This is a genomic window from Oceanicaulis sp. HTCC2633 (genome assembly GCF_000152745.1).
Taxonomy (GTDB): domain Bacteria; phylum Pseudomonadota; class Alphaproteobacteria; order Caulobacterales; family Maricaulaceae; genus Oceanicaulis.
Genome location: NZ_CH672428.1, coordinates 33,988 through 52,485 on the forward strand (window position 1 = coordinate 33,988; position 18,498 = coordinate 52,485).

Annotated in this window: 22 protein-coding genes; 14 read left to right on the forward strand and 8 right to left on the reverse strand. The window is 62.2% G+C overall.

Annotated features, from left to right (window positions below):
• Nucleotides 1-14: 14 nt before the first annotated feature.
• The 5 genes from mltG to fabD all read right to left on the reverse strand — a co-directional run bounded on the left by mltG (nucleotide 15) and on the right by fabD (nucleotide 4,495).
• A complete protein-coding gene (gene mltG / locus OA2633_RS00190) occupies nucleotides 15-1,067 on the reverse strand; it encodes an endolytic transglycosylase MltG (protein WP_009800439.1) in 1,053 nt (350 codons plus the stop codon).
• A gap of 14 nt (nucleotides 1,068-1,081) precedes the next feature.
• On the reverse strand, nucleotides 1,082-2,371 hold the full coding sequence (gene fabF / locus OA2633_RS00195) for a beta-ketoacyl-ACP synthase II (RefSeq protein ID WP_009800440.1): 1,290 nt from the start codon (nucleotides 2,369-2,371) through the stop codon (nucleotides 1,082-1,084).
• 16 nt (nucleotides 2,372-2,387) lie between these two features.
• Nucleotides 2,388-2,624 (reverse strand): acyl carrier protein, encoded by a 237-nt coding sequence (locus tag OA2633_RS00200; RefSeq protein WP_009800441.1) that lies wholly within the window; start codon nucleotides 2,622-2,624, stop codon nucleotides 2,388-2,390.
• Between the two features lie 185 nt (nucleotides 2,625-2,809).
• Nucleotides 2,810-3,547 carry a 3-oxoacyl-[acyl-carrier-protein] reductase gene (gene fabG / locus OA2633_RS00205; RefSeq protein WP_009800442.1) on the reverse strand — a complete coding sequence of 246 codons (738 nt, stop codon included), beginning with the start codon at nucleotides 3,545-3,547 and terminating at the stop codon, nucleotides 2,810-2,812.
• Between the two features lie 6 nt (nucleotides 3,548-3,553).
• Complete coding sequence (gene fabD / locus OA2633_RS00210; RefSeq protein WP_009800443.1) at nucleotides 3,554-4,495, reverse strand: ACP S-malonyltransferase; 942 nt, start codon at nucleotides 4,493-4,495, stop codon at nucleotides 3,554-3,556.
• 146 nt (nucleotides 4,496-4,641) lie between these two features.
• Here fabD and OA2633_RS15685 point away from each other — a divergent pair, with 146 nt between their 5' ends.
• The 6 genes from OA2633_RS15685 (at nucleotide 4,642) to OA2633_RS00230 (ending at nucleotide 8,449) form a co-directional block, all read left to right on the forward strand.
• The gene (locus tag OA2633_RS15685; protein WP_083783151.1) at nucleotides 4,642-5,706 is read left to right on the forward strand and encodes a DUF262 domain-containing protein; all 1,065 of its coding nucleotides are present in this window, start codon (nucleotides 4,642-4,644) and stop codon (nucleotides 5,704-5,706) included.
• An 8-nt stretch (nucleotides 5,707-5,714) separates the two neighbouring features.
• On the forward strand, nucleotides 5,715-6,410 hold the full coding sequence (locus tag OA2633_RS15970; RefSeq protein ID WP_156775997.1) for an MAE_28990/MAE_18760 family HEPN-like nuclease: 696 nt from the start codon (nucleotides 5,715-5,717) through the stop codon (nucleotides 6,408-6,410).
• A gap of 233 nt (nucleotides 6,411-6,643) precedes the next feature.
• Nucleotides 6,644-6,994 (forward strand): 30S ribosomal protein S6, encoded by a 351-nt coding sequence (rpsF, locus tag OA2633_RS00215; RefSeq protein WP_009800444.1) that lies wholly within the window; start codon nucleotides 6,644-6,646, stop codon nucleotides 6,992-6,994.
• Between the two features lie 14 nt (nucleotides 6,995-7,008).
• Entirely contained in the window at nucleotides 7,009-7,263 is a 255-nt protein-coding gene (gene rpsR, locus OA2633_RS00220) for a 30S ribosomal protein S18 (RefSeq protein ID WP_009800445.1), read from the forward strand.
• A gap of 14 nt (nucleotides 7,264-7,277) precedes the next feature.
• The gene (rplI, locus tag OA2633_RS00225) at nucleotides 7,278-7,898 is read left to right on the forward strand and encodes a 50S ribosomal protein L9 (protein ID WP_009800446.1); all 621 of its coding nucleotides are present in this window, start codon (nucleotides 7,278-7,280) and stop codon (nucleotides 7,896-7,898) included.
• Between the two features lie 74 nt (nucleotides 7,899-7,972).
• A complete protein-coding gene (locus OA2633_RS00230; protein ID WP_009800447.1) occupies nucleotides 7,973-8,449 on the forward strand; it encodes a GNAT family N-acetyltransferase in 477 nt (158 codons plus the stop codon).
• Here OA2633_RS00230 and OA2633_RS00235 read toward each other — a convergent pair.
• From OA2633_RS00235 to OA2633_RS00245, 3 genes are all read right to left on the reverse strand, one after another.
• The gene (locus OA2633_RS00235) at nucleotides 8,446-8,871 is read right to left on the reverse strand and encodes a hypothetical protein (protein WP_009800448.1); all 426 of its coding nucleotides are present in this window, start codon (nucleotides 8,869-8,871) and stop codon (nucleotides 8,446-8,448) included. The genes OA2633_RS00230 and OA2633_RS00235 overlap by 4 nt on opposite strands.
• Before the next feature lie 69 nt (nucleotides 8,872-8,940).
• A complete protein-coding gene (locus tag OA2633_RS00240) occupies nucleotides 8,941-9,312 on the reverse strand; it encodes a DUF6768 family protein (protein ID WP_009800449.1) in 372 nt (123 codons plus the stop codon).
• The gene (locus OA2633_RS00245) at nucleotides 9,305-9,856 is read right to left on the reverse strand and encodes an RNA polymerase sigma factor (protein WP_009800450.1); all 552 of its coding nucleotides are present in this window, start codon (nucleotides 9,854-9,856) and stop codon (nucleotides 9,305-9,307) included. Before OA2633_RS00245 ends, OA2633_RS00240 begins: the two co-directional genes overlap by 8 nt.
• A gap of 229 nt (nucleotides 9,857-10,085) precedes the next feature.
• On the opposite strand from OA2633_RS00245, the gene OA2633_RS00250 reads away from it, so the two are divergent.
• From OA2633_RS00250 to OA2633_RS00285, 8 genes are all read left to right on the forward strand, one after another.
• Nucleotides 10,086-11,567, forward strand: coding sequence for a replicative DNA helicase (locus OA2633_RS00250; RefSeq protein ID WP_009800451.1), 1,482 nt, complete (start codon nucleotides 10,086-10,088; stop codon nucleotides 11,565-11,567).
• A 61-nt stretch (nucleotides 11,568-11,628) separates the two neighbouring features.
• Nucleotides 11,629-12,720, forward strand: coding sequence for an alanine racemase (gene alr, locus OA2633_RS00255; protein WP_009800452.1), 1,092 nt, complete (start codon nucleotides 11,629-11,631; stop codon nucleotides 12,718-12,720).
• Nucleotides 12,717-13,484 (forward strand): ABC transporter permease, encoded by a 768-nt coding sequence (locus OA2633_RS00260; protein ID WP_009800453.1) that lies wholly within the window; start codon nucleotides 12,717-12,719, stop codon nucleotides 13,482-13,484. The genes alr and OA2633_RS00260 overlap by 4 nt, the downstream gene beginning before the upstream one ends.
• A gap of 5 nt (nucleotides 13,485-13,489) precedes the next feature.
• The gene (locus OA2633_RS00265; RefSeq protein ID WP_009800454.1) at nucleotides 13,490-14,239 is read left to right on the forward strand and encodes an ABC transporter ATP-binding protein; all 750 of its coding nucleotides are present in this window, start codon (nucleotides 13,490-13,492) and stop codon (nucleotides 14,237-14,239) included.
• 78 nt (nucleotides 14,240-14,317) lie between these two features.
• Entirely contained in the window at nucleotides 14,318-15,688 is a 1,371-nt protein-coding gene (gene radA / locus OA2633_RS00270) for a DNA repair protein RadA (protein ID WP_009800455.1), read from the forward strand.
• 21 nt (nucleotides 15,689-15,709) lie between these two features.
• Nucleotides 15,710-16,297: a CvpA family protein gene (locus OA2633_RS00275; protein ID WP_009800456.1), complete on the forward strand. Its 588-nt coding sequence runs from the start codon at nucleotides 15,710-15,712 to the stop codon at nucleotides 16,295-16,297.
• Complete coding sequence (gene purF, locus OA2633_RS00280) at nucleotides 16,294-17,766, forward strand: amidophosphoribosyltransferase (protein ID WP_009800457.1); 1,473 nt, start codon at nucleotides 16,294-16,296, stop codon at nucleotides 17,764-17,766. The genes OA2633_RS00275 and purF overlap by 4 nt, the downstream gene beginning before the upstream one ends.
• Nucleotides 17,763-18,482, forward strand: coding sequence for an SDR family NAD(P)-dependent oxidoreductase (locus tag OA2633_RS00285; protein ID WP_009800458.1), 720 nt, complete (start codon nucleotides 17,763-17,765; stop codon nucleotides 18,480-18,482). Before purF ends, OA2633_RS00285 begins: the two co-directional genes overlap by 4 nt.
• Nucleotides 18,483-18,498: the final 16 nt, after the last annotated feature.

Sequence of the window (18,498 nt, forward strand, 5' to 3'; positions counted from 1 at the left end):
GCGATAGTCTCCCGCTAGCCCCCTTGGGCGCGTTCGCGTTCGATCCGGCGCCATTGCGCCACGTTGCGATTATGTTCGGCCAGGCTGGTTGCGAAAGCATGCCCGCCCGTGCCGTCCGCCACAAAATACAGATACTGTCCTTCCGGCGGGTTCAGAACCGCCGCAATCGCATCCCGCCCCGGATTGGAAATCGGCGTCGGCGGCAGGCCGTCGATCTGGTAGGTATTATAGCGATTGGCTGTGCTGTCGAGCTCGGACCGGCGAATGCCGCGGCCCAGCGGCTCACCCTGGGTGATGCCATAGATGATGGTCGGATCGCTCTGAAGGCGCATGCCGCGACGCAGACGGTTGACGAACACCGACGCCACCATCGGGCGCTCATGGGCGATTCCGGTCTCCTTCTCCACCACCGAGGCGAGGATGATCGCTTCTTCAGGGGTGTCGAAGGGGAGGTTTTCAGCCCGGTTCGACCACAGCTCGTCAAGCAGCGCATCCTGGGCCGCTTCCATCCGGTCGATCAGCGCCTGACGGTCATCGCCGCGGCTCACGAGATAGGTTTCAGGCAGGAGCGCGCCTTCTGCGGGGATGCGCGTGATCTCCCCGGTCATCACCTCGCTCGCCTCGACGATGCGGATGATCATGGCGGTGGTCAGGCCTTCCGCCGCCGTCACCGGGTACTGGATGGTCTGGCCCGAGCGCAGAATGTCGTAGATCTCCGCCATGGAGGCGGCTTCGGGGATGGCGAACTCGCCCGCGCGCAGATCGCGGTCGCCGCCATCGATCATCACCATGGCGCGGAACAGGCGCGCATCGGTGACAAGCCCTTCGCGTTCAAGCTGGTTGGCGATGGAGATGAGGCCTGCGCCACGGGGCAGCAGCACGGTTTCCTCTGCCCCGGCCGGGCCGGGAGCGACGAATTGCTGATTGATCCAGACCCAGCCGCCATAGGCCGCGCCGGCGGCGATCAGCGCCAGAACCACAAGGATCCCGGTCAGCCATATCAGGACGCGCGCAAATCCCCCGCGCTTCTGGTCCGGTTCGGAGGCGGGGGTCTGCGTCTCACCCATGGGGGATCCGGACGTTAGTCGGCCTTGGCGAAGACGACCGAGGCGTTGGTGCCGCCAAAGCCGAACGAGTTCGACAGGACCGCCGAGAGCTCTTTCTTCACCGCAACGTTCGGCGCGAGATTGATCGCCGATTCAACAGACGGATTATCAAGGTTGAGGGTCGGCGGGCACACGCCATCGCGCATGGCGAGGATCGAGAACACCGCTTCTACGGCGCCCGCAGCGCCCAGAAGGTGGCCGATCGACGATTTCGTCGAGCTCATCACGAGATCAGACGCCGCATCGCCAAACAGGCGCTCGACCGCGCCCAGCTCGATCTCGTCGCCCTTGGGCGTGGAGGTGCCGTGCGCGTTGACATAGCCGATATCGGCCGGTGTCAGGCCCGCGCTTTTCAGCGCCGCCTTCATGGCCCGGAAACCGCCATCGCCATCATCGGCGGGCGCCGTGATGTGGTGGGCGTCGCCGGACAGGCCATAGCCGCGCACTTCAGCGTAAATCGTCGCGCCGCGAGCCTTCGCCGCTTCATATTCTTCAAGAATGACAACGCCCGCGCCCTCGCCCATGACGAAGCCGTCACGGTCCTTGTCCCAGGGACGGGAGGCGGCTTTGGGATTGTCATTGAAACCGGTGGACAGCGCCCGCGCTGCGCCGAAGCCGCCATACCCCAGACGGGTAATGGCGCTTTCCGCACCGCCGGCCACCATCATGTCCGCATCGCCGTAAGCGATCAGACGGGCCGCATCGCCAATGGCGTGCGCGCCGGTGGAGCAGGCCGTCACCACAGCGTGGTTGGGACCTTTGAGGCCATGACGGATCGAGACCTGGCCGGAGACGAGGTTGATCAGCATGGCGGGAATGACGAACGGGCTCAGCTTGCGCGGGCCGCGTTCATGCAGGGTGATCGAGGCGTCATAGATGGTCTGAAGACCGCCAATGCCGGACCCGATCAGAACGCCTGCGCGTTCCTTGGCCTCTTCACTCTCGGCTTTCCAGCCGGAATGGGCGAGCGCTTCATCCGCCGCCGCGATGCCATACAGGATGAACTCATCGATGCGTTTGCGATCCCGGGCGGGCATGACCGCTTCGGGGTCGAACGATCCGGGGACGTCTTCGCCCCCGCCGTTGCGCCCGTCGACGCGCGGGATGATGCCCGCAACGTGACTGGACAGATCGGACACATCAAAGTGTTCGATCTTCGCCAAGCCTGACTCACCGGCAATGATCCGGGACCAGACATGTTCAGTTCCGCAGCCGAGCGGGGTCACAAGACCCAGCCCGGTCACGACGACGCGACGCTTCGACATGAGATCTCGCTCCGGCTTAGCCGAGCTTTTCGGAGATGAATTTCACCGCATCGCCGACGGTCTGGATGTGCTCGGCAGCATCGTCGGGGATTTCGATATCGAATTCTTCTTCGAACGCCATGACCAGCTCGACATTGTCGAGGGAGTCAGCGCCCAGATCGTCGATGAAGGAGGCCTTCTCGGTGACTTTTTCAGCTTCAACGTCGAGATGCTCGACAACGATCTTTTTAACGCGCTCAAGAACGTCGGACATGTCGGTCCCTTTTCAAAATCTGTTTTGCGGACATCCCGGCGGGCGTCGCGCTTCCGTAGGTGTTGTTTACGCAAGGAGGGTTCAAGTCCTCCCCGTGAAGCGTGCGGGCTGATAACACGCCGAAAACTCGTACGCCAGCCGCACACTGTCTGGCAAGTCGGCCCGGGCGCCCAGGCCGAACGAGCCTAGATCATCGCCATACCGCCGTTCACGTGCAAGGTCTGACCCGTCACATACCCCGCTTCCGCACTGGCGAGATAAACGCACGCAGCTGCAATATCGCTTCCGTGACCCAGCTTGCCGGCCGGAATCGTGGAGAGAATCGCCGCTTTCTGGTCATCGGTCAGAGCATCGGTCATCGGCGATTCGATGAATCCCGGCGCCACGCAGTTGGCCGTCACGCCGCGTGAAGCGACTTCCTGGGCCAACGCCTTCGTGAAGCCGATCATGCCCGCTTTGGAGGCGGCGTAGTTGGTCTGGCCGGCATTGCCAGTCACGCCGACGATCGAGGTGATGCCGATGATGCGGCCGAAGCGCTGCTTCATCATCCCGCGCATCGCCGCTTTCGACAGACGGTAATGGGCTTCGAGATTGACCTTGATGACGGTCTCCCAGTCCTCGTCCTTCATCCGCATCAGCAGCTGATCTCGCGTGACGCCGGCATTGGAGATGAGGATGTCGAGACCGTCGAGCGCTTCAGAGGCCTGCTTGGGCAGGGCGTCGACGCTGTCGGCGTCCGACAGGTTCGCCGGACAAACAGCGACGCGGTCGCCCAGCTCCGAGGCCAGCTCGTTGAGCACGGCTTCGCGGGTGCCCGACAGGGCCACGGACGCGCCCGCCTTGTGCAGGGCGCGGGCGATTTCAGAGCCCAGACCGCCGGTCGCGCCAGTGACGAGCGCTTTTTTACCAGAAAGATCAAACATGTCGGCTTATCCTTTGAGCGAAGCGGCGAAGGCTTCCAGGTCGTCTGCAGTCACAAGGGCCGTGCCCTGGGCCTCTTTGATATGACGCTTGAGCATGGTGGTGAGCACCTTGGCGCCCGCTTCCACGAACTGCTCGACGCCCTGACCATGCATCCAGTCCACGCTTTCACGCCAGCGCACCTTGCCGGTGACCTGTTCCACGAGCTGGGTGCGCAGGGTTTCTGCGTCCGACACCGCCCCGGCGCTGACATTGGTCACGACCGGCACGGAGGGATTGGAGATGGCAGCGCTCTTGAGTGCGTCGGCCATGGCGTCAGCCGCCGGCTCCATCAGCGGGCAATGGAAGGGCGCGGACACAGGCAGCAGCATGGCCTTGCGCACGCCCAGATCCTTGATCGCGGCGACGGCGGCGTCGACGGCCGCCTTGTCGCCCGAGATCACGATCTGACCCGGCGCGTTGTCATTGGCGATGGTGACGATGCCTTCAGAGCCCGCCAGCTCGATCGCCTTTTCGGCCTGCTCCATCTCCGCGCCAAGCAGCGCCGCCATGGCGCCCTGCCCCACCGGAACAGCCTTTTGCATGGACTGGCCGCGCAGCTTCAGAAGCTTCGCCGCGTCAGACACCGACACGGCGCCCGCGGCGCACAGGGCGGAATATTCGCCCAGAGAGTGACCCGCCACGAATTTCGCGGCGGTCACATCCACGTCGAAATCGGATTTGAGCGCCGCCATGGCCGCCAGCGACACCGCCATGATTGCGGGCTGGGCGTTCTCGGTCAGGGTCAGCTCTTCAATGGGCCCATCCCACATCAGCTGGGACAGCTTCTGGCCCAGGGCGTCGTCAACCTCTTCAAAGACCGCGCGCGCCGAGGCGAAGCTTTCTGCAAGCGGCTTGCCCATGCCGACCGCCTGGCTGCCCTGTCCGGGGAATGTGAATGCAAGCGCCATCAAGCGTCCTCCCTGCAAATCTGTTTGCACGCGGGATAACCGGGCATGTGATTGGAGGCAAGATGATAAGCCATTATCATAATTAGCTTGAATCTCCGCCACAACCACCTGATTAATAACAATGAACATGCACTGGAGGGAAAGACATGAGCAATGATTTCTTTGAAACAGACTCTTCAGAGGCAGAGATCGACCCTGATGCGACTCCACTTAAAGCCAAAAAGGTTACGACCCAGCCCTACGACCTGATTGTTCAAACCTTGATAGACCAGATACAAGCCGAAAGGATAAACCTTAGGCCAACATTCCAGAGGGGATATGTTTGGCCAAAAGATAGGGCCTCAAAGCTAATTGAGTCGATTATACTCAATGTCCCGATCCCCCCATGCTATTTATCACAAGCCCCTGATTTCAAACTAGATGTAATAGACGGGCAACAGAGGCTCACATCTATTCTAAAGTACATTAACAATGAGTACGCTCTTTCTGGTTTAAATGTATTTCACCAATACAATGGCCTAAGGTTTTTTCAACTGCCAGCCACAACTCAAAGGCAAATAGAGAGCCACACAATAAGATGCGTCGTTATAACAAATGAATCCGATGATGAAATTAAGTTCGATGTCTTCGAGCGCTTAAATACAAACAACATTCCCCTTAATGCTCAAGAGCTAAGAAACTGCATATACAGAGGCCCACTAAACGATTTGCTCAAAGAGCTTGCTTCAGAAGAGAAGTGGCTCCAAATATTAAAAAGGAAATCTCCCGATAAAAGAATGAAAGGCGAAGAGACCATACTTAGATTTTTTAGTTTTCACATTCAAGGAGTCGAAAAATATCGCACGCCATTAAAAAACTGGTTAAGCACAACCGCATCGATCGGTAGCACTCTTGACCCCCATCAAGTTGAAAGCCTTAGGGCAGTATGGGAACGGACTTTGTGCAATTGCCTAACTTGGTTTCCGCCGCACGAATGCTTTAGGAAGCCCGGTCAGTCTGCAATTAACAGGGGGCTCTTTGATTTAGTTACCTACACTGCTTCACAATTTTCGACCGAAAAGGCAACCGCAGTACGTCCCGATTTCCTCAATAGGTTTAACAACCTTCTCAAAAATGAAGAATATATAGATATTGTAAGTAGGTCTGTTGATCACAAAAAGCGAACCGTTAGAAGGTTTGAAATTTGGAATGAAACTATGGCTGGCCTTTGAGAAGCACAATGGCACGCTACACTATAGCATACTCCAACCTCATAGAGCGATTACGAGAAGTCCAGACTCTAGGGCGCTTGGCCAGCAGCCATCAGAGGAATCTCAATCCCCAAGACCAGACAAGTTCATATTTATGTCGCAGCGCGGTGGTTTTGCTCAGCAGCCACCTCGAAGGTTATGTGAAGGATCTTGCCACACTAACATTGGACCGAATACACCAACGGTCTATTTGCCGTTCAAAAATTGATGGGCGTCTTCTATATTTTTTATCCAAAGACATTTTGGATGAAATCAAACACACGGAAAACCCCAAGAAAATTTCTCCCAAAATTCAGAATTTTATTCAAAGAGATGTCGACATTTGGAAACGAAGCGGCCCATTTCAAACCCCAATTCCATCAGTCCGATTTATTCGATACTTGGAAAACCCAAAACCAGATAAAATAAAATCTTTTCTTTCTAGGCTGGGCTATGATGGATTTGACCACCATCTAAAGTCAAAGCTAAAATCTGCCTACAATTCGACTATCAATCAAATCGATCACTTGGTTGATACCAGAAATAAAATCGCCCATGGCGATGCTGATGAAGAAAAAACCCCTAGAGATATAAATCTATTCGTGGATGACGTGCGCCTATTCTGCAAAACTGTCGATTCTGGGTACGGTTCTTGGTGCCGCCGCAAACTTTGCTCCATAAGATAACTGGGGCCATTTTGAGCTGTGAGCAAACAAGGAGGTTCACGGGTGCGAGCGCCAGCACCGCTTGCGCCCGCTCGCCCCATCGCTTATAAGCCGCGGCTTCACCGGCTGCGGTCCTCTGGTCGCGGTCCGTCTGTCGTTGGTTGACAGGCGGGACCTGAGGAGCCGACGTGAGACCCTCCGGCCCTTCGGAAGGTGCTCGCGCCGCAGCCCTCAAGAAGGGACGAAAACGTCTAATGAACAAGTACGAGCACGTGTTCATCGCGCGTCCGGATGTGTCTCCGGCGCAGGTGGAATCCGCGATCGAAGAGCTCAAGGCTCTGATCGAGGAAAAGGGCGGCAAGGTGCACAAGACCGAATACTGGGGTCTGCGCACGCTCGCCTACCGCATGAACAAGAACCGTAAGGGCCATTACGGCTATCTCGACATGGAAGCGGGCAACGAGGTGCTTGAAGCCCTCGATTATCGTCAGCGCTTCGCCGACGACGTCATGCGCTACATGACCTGCCGCGTCGACGAGCTGAACGAAGAGCCGAGCGCTGTGCTTCGCAAGGGCGAAGATCGCAAGCGTCGCGAACGTCGCTAGAGGAGTCCGGACCAATGGCTGAACTTTCCATCTCCAACGTGCCTGCTCGCCGCGCTTTCCAGCGTCGCCGCAAGGTTTGCCCGTTCTCCGGCGAAAACGCGCCGAAGATCGATTACAAGGACATCAAGCTGCTTCAGCGCTACATGTCCGAGCGCGGCAAGATCGTGCCGTCTCGCATCACCGCCGTGTCCGCCAAGAAGCAGCGTGAACTCGCTCGCGCCATCAAGCGCGCCCGCGTTCTGGCTCTTCTGCCGTACGCCGTCGATTAAGGGAGCTCAGGACCATGCAAGTTGTTCTGCTTGAACGCGTCGAAAAGCTCGGCGCCATCGGCGACGTGGTGACCGTGAAGCCGGGTTACGCCCGCAACTTCCTGCTGCCGCAATCCAAAGCGCTGCGCGCCACTCAGGCCAACATGGAGCGCTTCGAACGCGAGCGTGAAGTGATCGAGAAGCTGAACGCCGAGCGCGCCGAAAAGGCTCGCGAGGAAGGCTCTCACCTGGACGGCGCGACCTTCGTGCTGATCCGTCAGGCGTCTGAATCCGGCCAGCTGTACGGTTCGGTGTCCACCCGTGACATCGCCGACGCCGCGTCCACCCCGGAATTCAACGTGTCTCGCGGCATGGTGGATCTGAACACCGCCATCAAGACCCTGGGTCTGCACGAAGTGCGCCTGGTCCTGCACGCGGATGTGGACGTCACCGTCACCATCAACGTCGCCCGCACCGAGGACGAAGCCGAGCGCCAGGCGCAAGGCGAAGACGTCATCCAGGCGGCCGCCGATGAAGACCGCGCGCTGGCCGAAGCCCAGGCCGTCGAACTCGCTGAGTCCGGCGTCGAAGGCGACGACGATGATTACGAGTCCTCTTCCGAGGCCTCTGAAGAGACTGAAGAAACCGAAGCCTAAGGCTTCGATCTTCCGATCAGATGACGGGCGGCTCCCACAAGGAGCCGCCCGTTTTCGTTTGAAGGAGCACCGCCATGACCGACCGTATCCGCCTCGCTCATTGCGGCGACATGGCAGGCCTTGGCCGTCTCTGGCACGACGCGGTCCACACCGGCGCGGTCGGCGCCTATGACGCGGCGCAGCGCAAGGCCTGGTCCCCGGCCCCAAAGAGCGCGGCGTTCATGACCGAGCGCCTGTCCGGCCAGATCATACTGGTTGGTGAAGATGATGAGGGGCTCGCGGGGTTCTTCACCCTGACGCCTGGAGGCGAGCTCGACATGGCCTATGTGCGTCCCGACCGCAAAGGCGACGGGCTGGCGTCCCGACTGCATCAGGCGATCCTTGATGAGGCACGCCAGCGTGGTTTAGCAAGCCTCACCGTTCAGGCGAGCCATATCGCGCGGAAATTCTTTGAAAAACACGGTTGGACGATGGTGCAGACCCAGACCGTGCGCCCCAATGGCGTCGAGATGCAGAACCATCGCATGATCCTGCATCTGGAAGCAGGCTAGCGGGACTCTGCAGCGCGCGGCGCGATCACCCAGTGAGCGAACCAGGCGACGCAGAACACCGCCCCCAGACACATCGCCAGATATGCATAGAGCGCCGTGGGATAATCACTCAGAGGGCGCAGGACCGGCATCCAGATCAAGAGCCAGATCAGCGCCCCGGCCGTAATCGCAAGTGCGTATTCGATTGCGTGATCCAGAAGGCGAAATGCAAAGAGGCCAAGCGCTGAGGCCAGAACCCAGCCGCTGAACACCATCAACCCGGCCCAAAGCCCCGCCACGCCCAGAACGACCGATGCCCAGTCGGCGCGCTCGACCCCGAACAGATCCCCGCCCAGCAAGACGGCGACCACGCCCAGAATCGACGCTGACAACCACTCGCCCAGGCGCTGAAGGCCGTACAGTTTGAGAAAGCCGCGTTTCACCTGATCCCTCCGGTCTGACCGAGGCAAGCCTAGACCAGATCGGAGAGAACACGGTGTGACAGATTGCATCTAGCCCCGTTCAGCCCGCATCCGTTCGATGCGCAATTCCACCCGGCGGATCTCCATCAGGAGGCGATTGGTCTCCATCTTGGGCGCCAGCGTGCTCTTGAAGATGGCCGCAAAGACCAACAGCACCACCGCGGGCAGCCCCCAATGGAGCGCGGTCATTACGGTGCCGGCCTGGTAGAACTTCACCGCGCAGACCACGCCCGCGATGAACATCAGCGACTGGGCGATCATGATCGTCCAATGCACCCAGGCGGTGCGTCCGGTGAACAGGCTCAGAGCCTGGGCGAAATAACCCGGTTCGAGATCAAGCTGGGGCGAATGGCCGTCCGCCTCTCGCAGGCTGTCTTCAATCATGCGGTCAAGATCACTCATCGGATCCTCCTTGGAGTTGCGCGGCGATCTTGCGCCGCGCATGCATGAGACGGGTCTTGATCGTGCCCGTCGGGACGTCGAGCGCGGCAGCGATCTCCGCCACGGTCAGACCTTGTATGTGATAGAGCCAGAGCGCCGCATGCTGTTCAGGCGGCAGGTCGCGCATGGCCGTCCGGATGCGCTGCGCATCCAAGGAACGGTCCATGTCCGGCGCTTCGGGCGGCGGTTCGGCTTCAACGCCCGCTTTCAGGCGGCGCCCGGACTGGCGCTGACGGATCAGGCGCGCGCAGCGGCGCTGGACAATGCGAAAGGCGAAGGCGGGAAAGGCGTCCACATCCCGCAGGCGCGGCAGATCACGCAGGATTTCAACCCAGGCGTCTTGCACGGCCTCGTCCACGCCATCAGCGTCGCCCATCAAGCGCCAGGCGAAGGCGGAGAGGCGCGGCGTCCAGCGGCCCGCCAGCGCGCCGAACGCCCGACGGTCGCCGGCGCGGGCGGAGGCGGCCAGATAACCGTCCAGCGCGCGTTCAAGATCCTGGCTCATCCCTCGTCCTTCCATTCAGGACAGAAGGTGCAGTCTTGAGCGCTTCGGGTTCATTGACTCAGACATTTTTTCACCGCACATCGCCCTCCCCCAAACTGTCCACAGGCTTCAACGCTGTCCCGCCTGTCCTTTCAGGTTTGTCCACAGGCGCCTGTGGAGTGCCGGAAAACGGCGCCTAAAAAGGTCAAGACGTGCACTTCACGGACGATGGGTCTAAGCAAAGGGAACCATGACCGCAGAATCCTACGATCACGCACCCGCCCCGCTCGAAACCAGTTCCGCCCCGCCCCACAACATCGAGGCGGAGCAGGCGCTTCTGGGCGCCTTGCTGTTTGACAACGAGGTGTATCACCGCGTCGGCGACTGGCTGAAGCCGGACCATTTCTACGATCCGCTGCATGGCCGCATCTATGAGGCGGCGAGCCAGCTGATCATCTCCGGCGCGCTGGCGGATGCGGTGGTGCTGAAAACCCGGTTCGAGCGCGATCCGGGCATGAAGGAAGTGGGCGGCGCGGTCTATCTCGCCGATCTGATGCGCGAGGCGCCCGAGCCGGCGTCGGCGGGCGAATATGGTCGTCTGATCTATGATCTCGCCATGCGGCGCGAGCTGATCCGGTTTGGCGACGAGGTGTCCTACGCGGCCAACGCGCCCGAGCCCGATGACAGCGCTGAAGACATTCTGCAAAGCGCCGAACGACGGCTGTTCGCTCTGGCCGAACAGGGCGGCACCTCCAAGGCGCTCGAACCCTTTCACCTCGCGGTCCACAAATCGCTCGAGATCGCCTCGGCCGCCTACAAGCGCGGCGGCGGCCTGTCGGGCATCTCCTCCGGCCTGAAATCGCTCGACGCCAAGATGGGCGGCCTGCACCCGTCCGACCTCATCATCCTCGCCGGTCGTCCCTCCATGGGCAAAACCGCGCTGGCCACCAACATCGCCTTCTCGGTGGCGCGCAATTATCAGGCCGAGGAACAGCCCGACGGCACGCGCAAGACCACCAATGGCGGCATTGTCGCATTCTTCTCTCTCGAGATGTCGTCCGACCAGCTCGCCACCCGTCTGGTGGCCGACTATACGGGCATTTCGGGGTATCTGATCCGTCAGGGCAAGATCGACGCCGCCCAGTTCGAGGACATTCGCGACGGCGTGCACGAGATCGCCGGCATCCCGCTCTATATCGACGATACCGGCGGTCTGCCCATCGGCTCGCTGATGGCGCGCTGTCGCCGCCTCAAGCGCACGGTCGGCCTCGATCTGGTGGTGGTCGACTACCTCCAGCTCGTCACCGGCTCGAAAAGCTCGGGCGAGAACCGGGTGCAGGAAATCTCCGAAGTCACCCAGGCCCTCAAAGCCCTCGCCAAGGAACTGGCGGTGCCGGTGATCGCGCTCTCCCAGCTGTCGCGTCAGGTGGAGAACCGCGAGGACAAGAAGCCCCAGCTCTCGGACCTGCGCGAATCGGGCTCGATCGAGCAGGACGCCGACGTGGTGCTGTTTGTGTATCGCGAAAGCTATTATCTCGAACGCCTTGAACCCAAGGAAGGCACGGAGCAGCACCTCGCCTGGGAAGACGAGATGCGCGAGATCCGCAATCAGGCCGACGTCATCATCGGCAAACAGCGTCACGGTCCCATTGGCTCGGTGAAGGTGGCGTTCGATCCGGATCGCACCAAATTCTCCGATCTCGACATATCCGGGCGTCAGGATTTCGACTAGGGGCGCAAGCTGCGCCTTAGCGCTTGCAGCACGGGGCGAGGACGGCCACATAGAAGCGCATATGTCTGTTCTCGCGACCCCTTCCGTAGACAACACGCGGTCCCGTCTGGTCATCGACCTGGACGCGATCGCGCGCAACTACGCAGCGCTGCAGGCCTTGACGCCGAAGGCGGAAACCAGCGCCGTGGTCAAGGCGAACGCCTATGGGCTCGGCGCGGGCCCCGTCGCCCGCCGCCTGGCCAAGCAAGGCGCTCGGACCTTCTTTGTGGCGACCGTCGAGGAAGGCGCCGCAGTGCGTGAAGCACTGGGCGATCCCCTGCCCGATATCTGGGTGTTTGCGGGGTATCGCGCCAAGGACCGTCCGCTTTACGTCAAGCATCGGCTGGGCGCCATCCTGAACCAGCCCGGGGAAACCGCCCAGTTCCGCGCCGCCCCGACCGGGCCCTGCGCCATCCATATCGACACCGGAATGGCGCGGCTTGGCTACGGCGCCGGCGATATCAGCGGCCTTCTGAACGCCCTTCAGAATCTCGACGTCTCCATGATCATGAGCCATCTGGCCTGCTCCGAAGACGCCGCGTCCACGCAGAATCTGCGTCAGCTCGAACGCTTCACCGCCCTGACCAACGCCCTGCCCGAAACCCGACTGAGTCTGGCCAATACGGGCGGCGTCCTGTTGGGCGAAAGCTATCAGTTTGACGTGACCCGGCCCGGCATCGGGCTTTATGGCGCAACTGCGGACCTCGATGCCGACACTCCGTTCGAACCTGTGGTGAAACTGGAAGCGCCGATCCTGCAATTGCGAGAGATCGATGCCGGAGACACGGTCGGCTATGGCGCAACCTATGTGGCCCATTCGCCACGCCTCGTCGCGACTGTGGGCGCAGGCTATGCCGATGGCTTGCCGCGCGCGCTGTCAGGGGCAGGATGCGCCCGTATTGCAGGCCTGCGCGCGCCCATCCTGGGACGGATCAGCATGGATCTGACCACGATTGACGTGACGGGCCTGGAACATGAGATCGCCCAAGGCGCTGTACCGGAATTTTTCGGGCCTGACCTGTATCAGGCGGCGGCGCTGGACGGCACCTTGCCGTATGAAATCCTGACCGGGCTCGGCGCCCGGGCCGAGCGTATCTACAAGGGAGCGTCATGAACCCGTTTCGCGCCATCGGAGCCGGCCTCCTCGCGCTGCTGCGCTCGGCCGGGGCTGTCGCCCTGTTTGCAGGCCAAGCGCTCGCGGCGCTGGTGCGCCCGCCCTATTTCGGCGGCCAGCTGGTCCAGCAGATCTTCAAGATCGGCTTTCTCTCCCTGCCGGTGGTCGGGCTGACGGCGCTTTTCACAGGCGCCGCGTTGGCGTTGAACATCTATACGGGCGGGTCTCGCTTCAACGCCGAGAGCTTCGTGCCCAATATCGTCGCCATGGGCATTGTGCGCGAGCTGGGCCCGGTGATCGCGGCCCTGATGCTGGCGGGCCGGGTGTCCTCGGGGATCGCCGCCGAAATCGGCGCCATGCGCGCCACCGAACAGATCGACGCGCTGCACACCCTCGCGACAGACCCCATGCGCTACCTGATCGCGCCGCGCGTGCTGGCGGGCGTTCTGGTTCTGCCCATCCTGGTGGCGACCGCCGACATCATCGGCATCTATGGCGGCTATCTGGTCAGCGTGCATACGCTTGATTTCAACCCGACCATCTATGTGCGCAACACCTGGGACTTCCTGTCGGACTGGGACATCATCTCGGGCCTGATCAAGGCGGCGGTGTTCGGCTTCATCCTGACGCTGATGGGCTGTTATCACGGCTATTACGCCCAGGGCGGCGCCCAGGGCGTGGGCCGAGCCGCCACCAACGCCGTCGTTGCGGCCGCGGTTCTGATCTTCGCCGCCAACTTCCTGCTCACCTCCTTGTTTGTGTGATCGTCATGACCGAGCGCGTCAAAATCGCCTGGAAGAACGTCACGGTGGGCTTTGACGGCCGCAAACCCGTGCTCAAGGGCCTCAATCTCGAAGCCCATGAAGGCCGCTCGCTGGTGGTGATCGGCGGGTCCGGCACCGGCAAGTCGGTGACCCTGAAAACCGCGCTTGGTCTGATCCGGCCGCAATCAGGCTCGGTCGAGATTGATGGCGAGGCCGTGCGCCCCGGCCATGAAAACGATCCCGGCGTCGCCCAGATCGGCATGCTGTTCCAGTCCGGCGCCCTGTTTGACTCCCTGCCTGTGTGGAAGAACGTCGCCTTCCGCCTGCTGCATGCCGAGCATGTGAGCGAGGACGAGGCCCGCACCCGCGCCCTCGAGGCGCTGGATCAGGTCGATCTCGACGCCCATGTGGCCGACCAGCGGCCCGGCTCGTTGTCCGGCGGGATGCTCAAGCGCGCCGCCCTGGCGCGCGCCATCGTCGCCCGACCGAAGATCCTGTTCTTTGACGAACCCACCACCGGCCTTGATCCGGTGACCGCGGACGTCATCAACAAGCTGATCGTGCGCCAGGTGAAAAATCTTGGCGCCACCGCCGTCTCCATCACCCATGACATGGTGTCGATGCGCCATATCGCGGACGATGTGGCCATGATCAAGGACGGCCAGACCCTGTGGCGCGGCAGCCTTGATGGTGTGGAAAGCTGCGCCCATGACGAGGTTTGCCGGTTCGTCCGGGGTGAAAGCTCTGAAGACTAGGCTGCAAGCTGACGCCGTGCGAAGCCGAATCGGGCGCTTTGCGCTATAGTTCGCCCTCGCCTGCCGCAAGGAGCCCCCATGGCCCGTTCCGACACCGTTTATGTCTGCCAGTCCTGTGGCGGGGTGCACGCCAAATGGGCGGGACGGTGCGACGCCTGCGGATCGTGGAACACGCTGGTGGAGGAAAGCGGCGCAAGCGCGCCTCTGGGCTCGAACGCCAAGGCGCCCAGCCGCTCCACCCGCCGTTCGCGACTTGAGCTGGTGGACCTGGGCAGCGCCACCGAAGATCCCAAACGCTTTGAAACCGGCCTGCGCGAGCTCGATCGCGTGGCGGGCGGCGGGCTGGTGCCCGGCTCGGCCATTCTGGTGGGCGGGGATCCGGGGATCGGCAAATCCACTCTGCTGCTGCAGGCGGTCGCCCAGCTCGCCAAGGCCGGCGCGAAATCGGTCTATGTCTCTGGCGAAGAAGCGGCTGATCAGGTGCGGCGTCGCGCGCGGCGTCTGGGGCTGGCCGATGCGCCCGTGGCGCTGGCGGCGGAAACCAGCCTTGAGGTCATTCTTGATGGCCTGAAGAAGGAAACGCCGGACATTGCGGTGATCGACTCGGTCCAGACCCTGTGGTCGGACCAGCTGGCCGCCGCCCCCGGCACGGTGGCGCAGGTCCGCGCCTGCGCCCAGGAACTGGTGCGGTTCGCCAAGAAGAAGAACACCATCATCATCCTCGTGGGTCACGTCACCAAGGACGGCCAGATCGCCGGCCCGCGCGTGGTCGAGCACATGGTGGACGCGGTGCTCTATTTCGAGGGTGAACGCAGCCACCAGTTCCGCATCCTGCGCGCGGTGAAGAACCGCTTCGGCCCGACCGACGAGATCGGCGTGTTCGAGATGGCCGACGCCGGTCTGCAGGAAGTCGCCAACCCCTCCGCACTTTTTCTTGATGGACGCGGTGAAGCCGCCTCCGGCGCCGCTGTGTTTGCGGGCATGGAAGGCACGCGCCCGGTTCTGACGGAAATTCAAGCGCTTGTGGCGCCCGCCGCCTTCGGCACGCCGCGACGTGCGGTTGTGGGCTGGGATTCAGGACGCCTCGCCATGGTGCTGGCGGTGCTTGAAGCGAGATGCGGTCTTGGATTCGGCGGACGTGACGTTTATTTGAACGTCGCAGGCGGGTTGAAAATCAACGAACCCGCAGCGGATTTGGCGGTAGCGGCAGCCTTGATCTCTTCGTTCCTGGATACCCCCCTGCCCAAAGAGGGCGTGGCGTTTGGCGAGATTTCGCTGTCCGGGGACGTGCGCCCGGTGGGCCGCGCCGATGCACGCCTGAAAGAAGCCGCAAAGCTCGGATTTAACCGCGCCCTCGCCCCGGAAGGCGTTGATGGCGCGGGCGTGACCGTGGACGCGGTCTCCACCGTACAGGCGCTGGTGCGTCGATTGGGCCAGGACGCCGTCTAGGCGCATGAACGAGGGACGACGATGAACGCAGCGCTAGCCGGTTTTGACATCCTCGCCCTTCTCATCCTCTTTGCGTCCGGGATCATGGCGCTGACGCGCGGCTTTGTGCGCGAGGCGCTGACGGTGACGGCGCTGGTGGCGGCGGCCCTCGCCGCGCTCTGGACGCGCCCGGTCTTCGCGCCGCTGATGCAGTCGGTGATCGGTTCGGCGCTCTTCGCCAACCTGATCGCAATGGGTGTGGTGTTCCTGTTGGTCTATCTTGCCGTCAGCTTCGTCACTGGCCCGCTGACCCATAATGTGAAGCAGGGCGAGGACGTGCCGGTTCTGGATCGCGCCCTCGGCTTTGTCTTCGGTCTGGCGCGCGGTCTGGTGCTGCTGGGCCTTCTGGTTCTGGTGTTCAAGAACACCCTGCCCGGCGCCACGCCGAACTGGCTGACGGGCTCACGCGTTTACCCGCTGGCCGAGGCCAGTGCGAACCTTCTTCAATCGCTGGCCCCCGAGACCAGCTGGGTCAAGGGTAAGACGCCTGCAGACCAACCGCAAGAGAGCGTTGACGAAGACCCGATCGGTCGGCTTATCGAACGCACAAACGAGGACGAGGACGGATGAGCTTCCCCAGCCTGACCTATGATCCCGCCACCGACCGCCCGCAGGAAGAATGCGGCGTGTTCGGCGTGCGTCGCGTGGCCGATGCGTCGGTCCTGGCCGCCTTCGGTCTGCATGCCCTGCAGCATCGCGGTCAGGAAGCCTGCGGGATCACCAGCTATGACCGAAACAAGGGCCGGTTCACCACCGAACGCCATCTGGGTCTGGTGGGCGAGCACTTCACCGAGCCCAAGCGTCTTGAGCGCCTGACGGGCGACATGGCCATCGGCCATGTGCGCTATTCCACCTCGGGCGGGTCGAGCATGCGCAATGTGCAACCGCTCTACGCCGATGTGCGCGGCGGCGGCATCGCCCTCGCCCATAACGGCAACCTGACCAATGCCCGGCTGCTGCGCGAAGAACTCGTCGCCGGCGGCGCCATCTTCCAGTCCACCTCGGACTCCGAAGTGATCCTGCAGCTCGCCGCCCGCTCCAAGCAGCCTGATTCCGTAGAGCGCCTGATTTCCGCCTTCACCCAGATCGAAGGCGCGTTCGCGCTGGTCGCGATGACCAATGATCTTCTGATCGGCGCACGCGACCCGCTGGGCATTCGTCCGCTTGTGATGGGCGAGCTCGACGGCGCGACGATCTTCGCGTCGGAAACCTGCGCGCTCGACATGATCGGCGCGCGCTATATCCGGGATATCGAGCCCGGCGAAGTGGTGATCGTGTCTGACGAAGGCATCGAGACCCGCCGCTATGCTCCGGCGCGCCCGGCGCGCACCTGCGCATTCGAGTACATCTATTTCGCGCGTCCGGATTCCGTCATCGACGGCATTTCGGTCTACGAAGCGCGCAAGCGCATGGGCATCCGACTGGCCCAGGAATGCCCTGCCGATATCGATGTCGTGGTCCCGGTGCCCGATTCTGGCATGGCCGCCGCGCTCGGATTCGCCGAAGAGATCGGCAAACCCTTCGACCTGGGGATCATCCGGGCGCACTTCGCCGGCCGCACCTTCATTCAGCCCACCCAGGCCAAGCGCGATCTGGGCGTGAGACGCAAGCACTCCGCCAACGCTTCGGTGCTGCGCGGCAAGAAAGTGCTGCTCGTTGACGACTCCATCGTCCGCGGCACCACCTCGAAGAAGATCGTGCGCATGGTGCGCGAGGCCGGCGCCACGGAAGTGCATTTCCGCTCCGCCTGCCCGCCGATCACTCATCCAGACTTCTACGGCATCGACATGCCGATGCGCGAAGAGCTGATGGCCGCCAGCCTGAACCCTGAAAAAATGGGCGAAATGCTGGAATGCGACTCGCTGGGCTTCCTGTCCGTCGAAGGCCTTTACTGGGCCGTGCATGGCGAGGCGCGCAATCCCGAGCGCCCGCAGCTCGCCGACCATTATTTCACCGGGGATTACCCCACTCGCCTTGTGGACCACGATCGTGCTGCGTCCTCCAAGGAAGAGCAACTCTCACTTCTGGTTGACGCATGACCGATACTAAACCGCTTGCAGGCCGCGTGGCGCTGGTGACCGGCGCTTCGCGCGGGCTGGGCTATGCCATCGCTCTCAAACTGGCTGAAGCCGGCGCCGAGGTGATCGCCACCGCGCGCACTCAGGCCGGCCTTGAAGAGCTCGATGACGCCATCAAGGCGATGGGCGGCAAGGCCGCCCTCGTCCCGCTCGATCTCAACTCCCAGGATGGCATTGAAAAGCTGGCCGAAGCGGTCGCGGGCCGGTGGAAGAAACTGGACATCATGGTGGCGAACGCCGGCGCTCTGGGCGTGCTGACGCCCGCCGCTCAGCTGACGTCAAAGGTCTGGAACGAAGTTCTCGCCACCAATCTGATCGCGCCCGCGCGCATGATCCGGGCCTTTGAAAGCCTTCTGAAAGCCTCAGATGCCGGCCGCGCCGTCTTCATGACCTCCGGCGTCGGCAGCCGCCGCGCCAAGGCCTATTGGGGCGCTTACGGCGCCTCCAAGGCTGGCCTAGACAATCTGGTGCAGTCCTGGGCCCAGGAGCTGACCGATACGCCCTTGCGCGCGAACCTGCTTGATCCGGGCGCGACGCGCACCCGCATGCGGGCCAAGGCCGTGCCGGGCGAAGATCCCGACACCCTGCCCACGCCCGCCGAAATCGCGCCGAAAGTGGTGGAGCTGTGCCTGCCGTCCGAAACCCGCAATGGCGAGATCGTCAGCGCGCAGGGCTGAGCCCAGCAAACCCGGT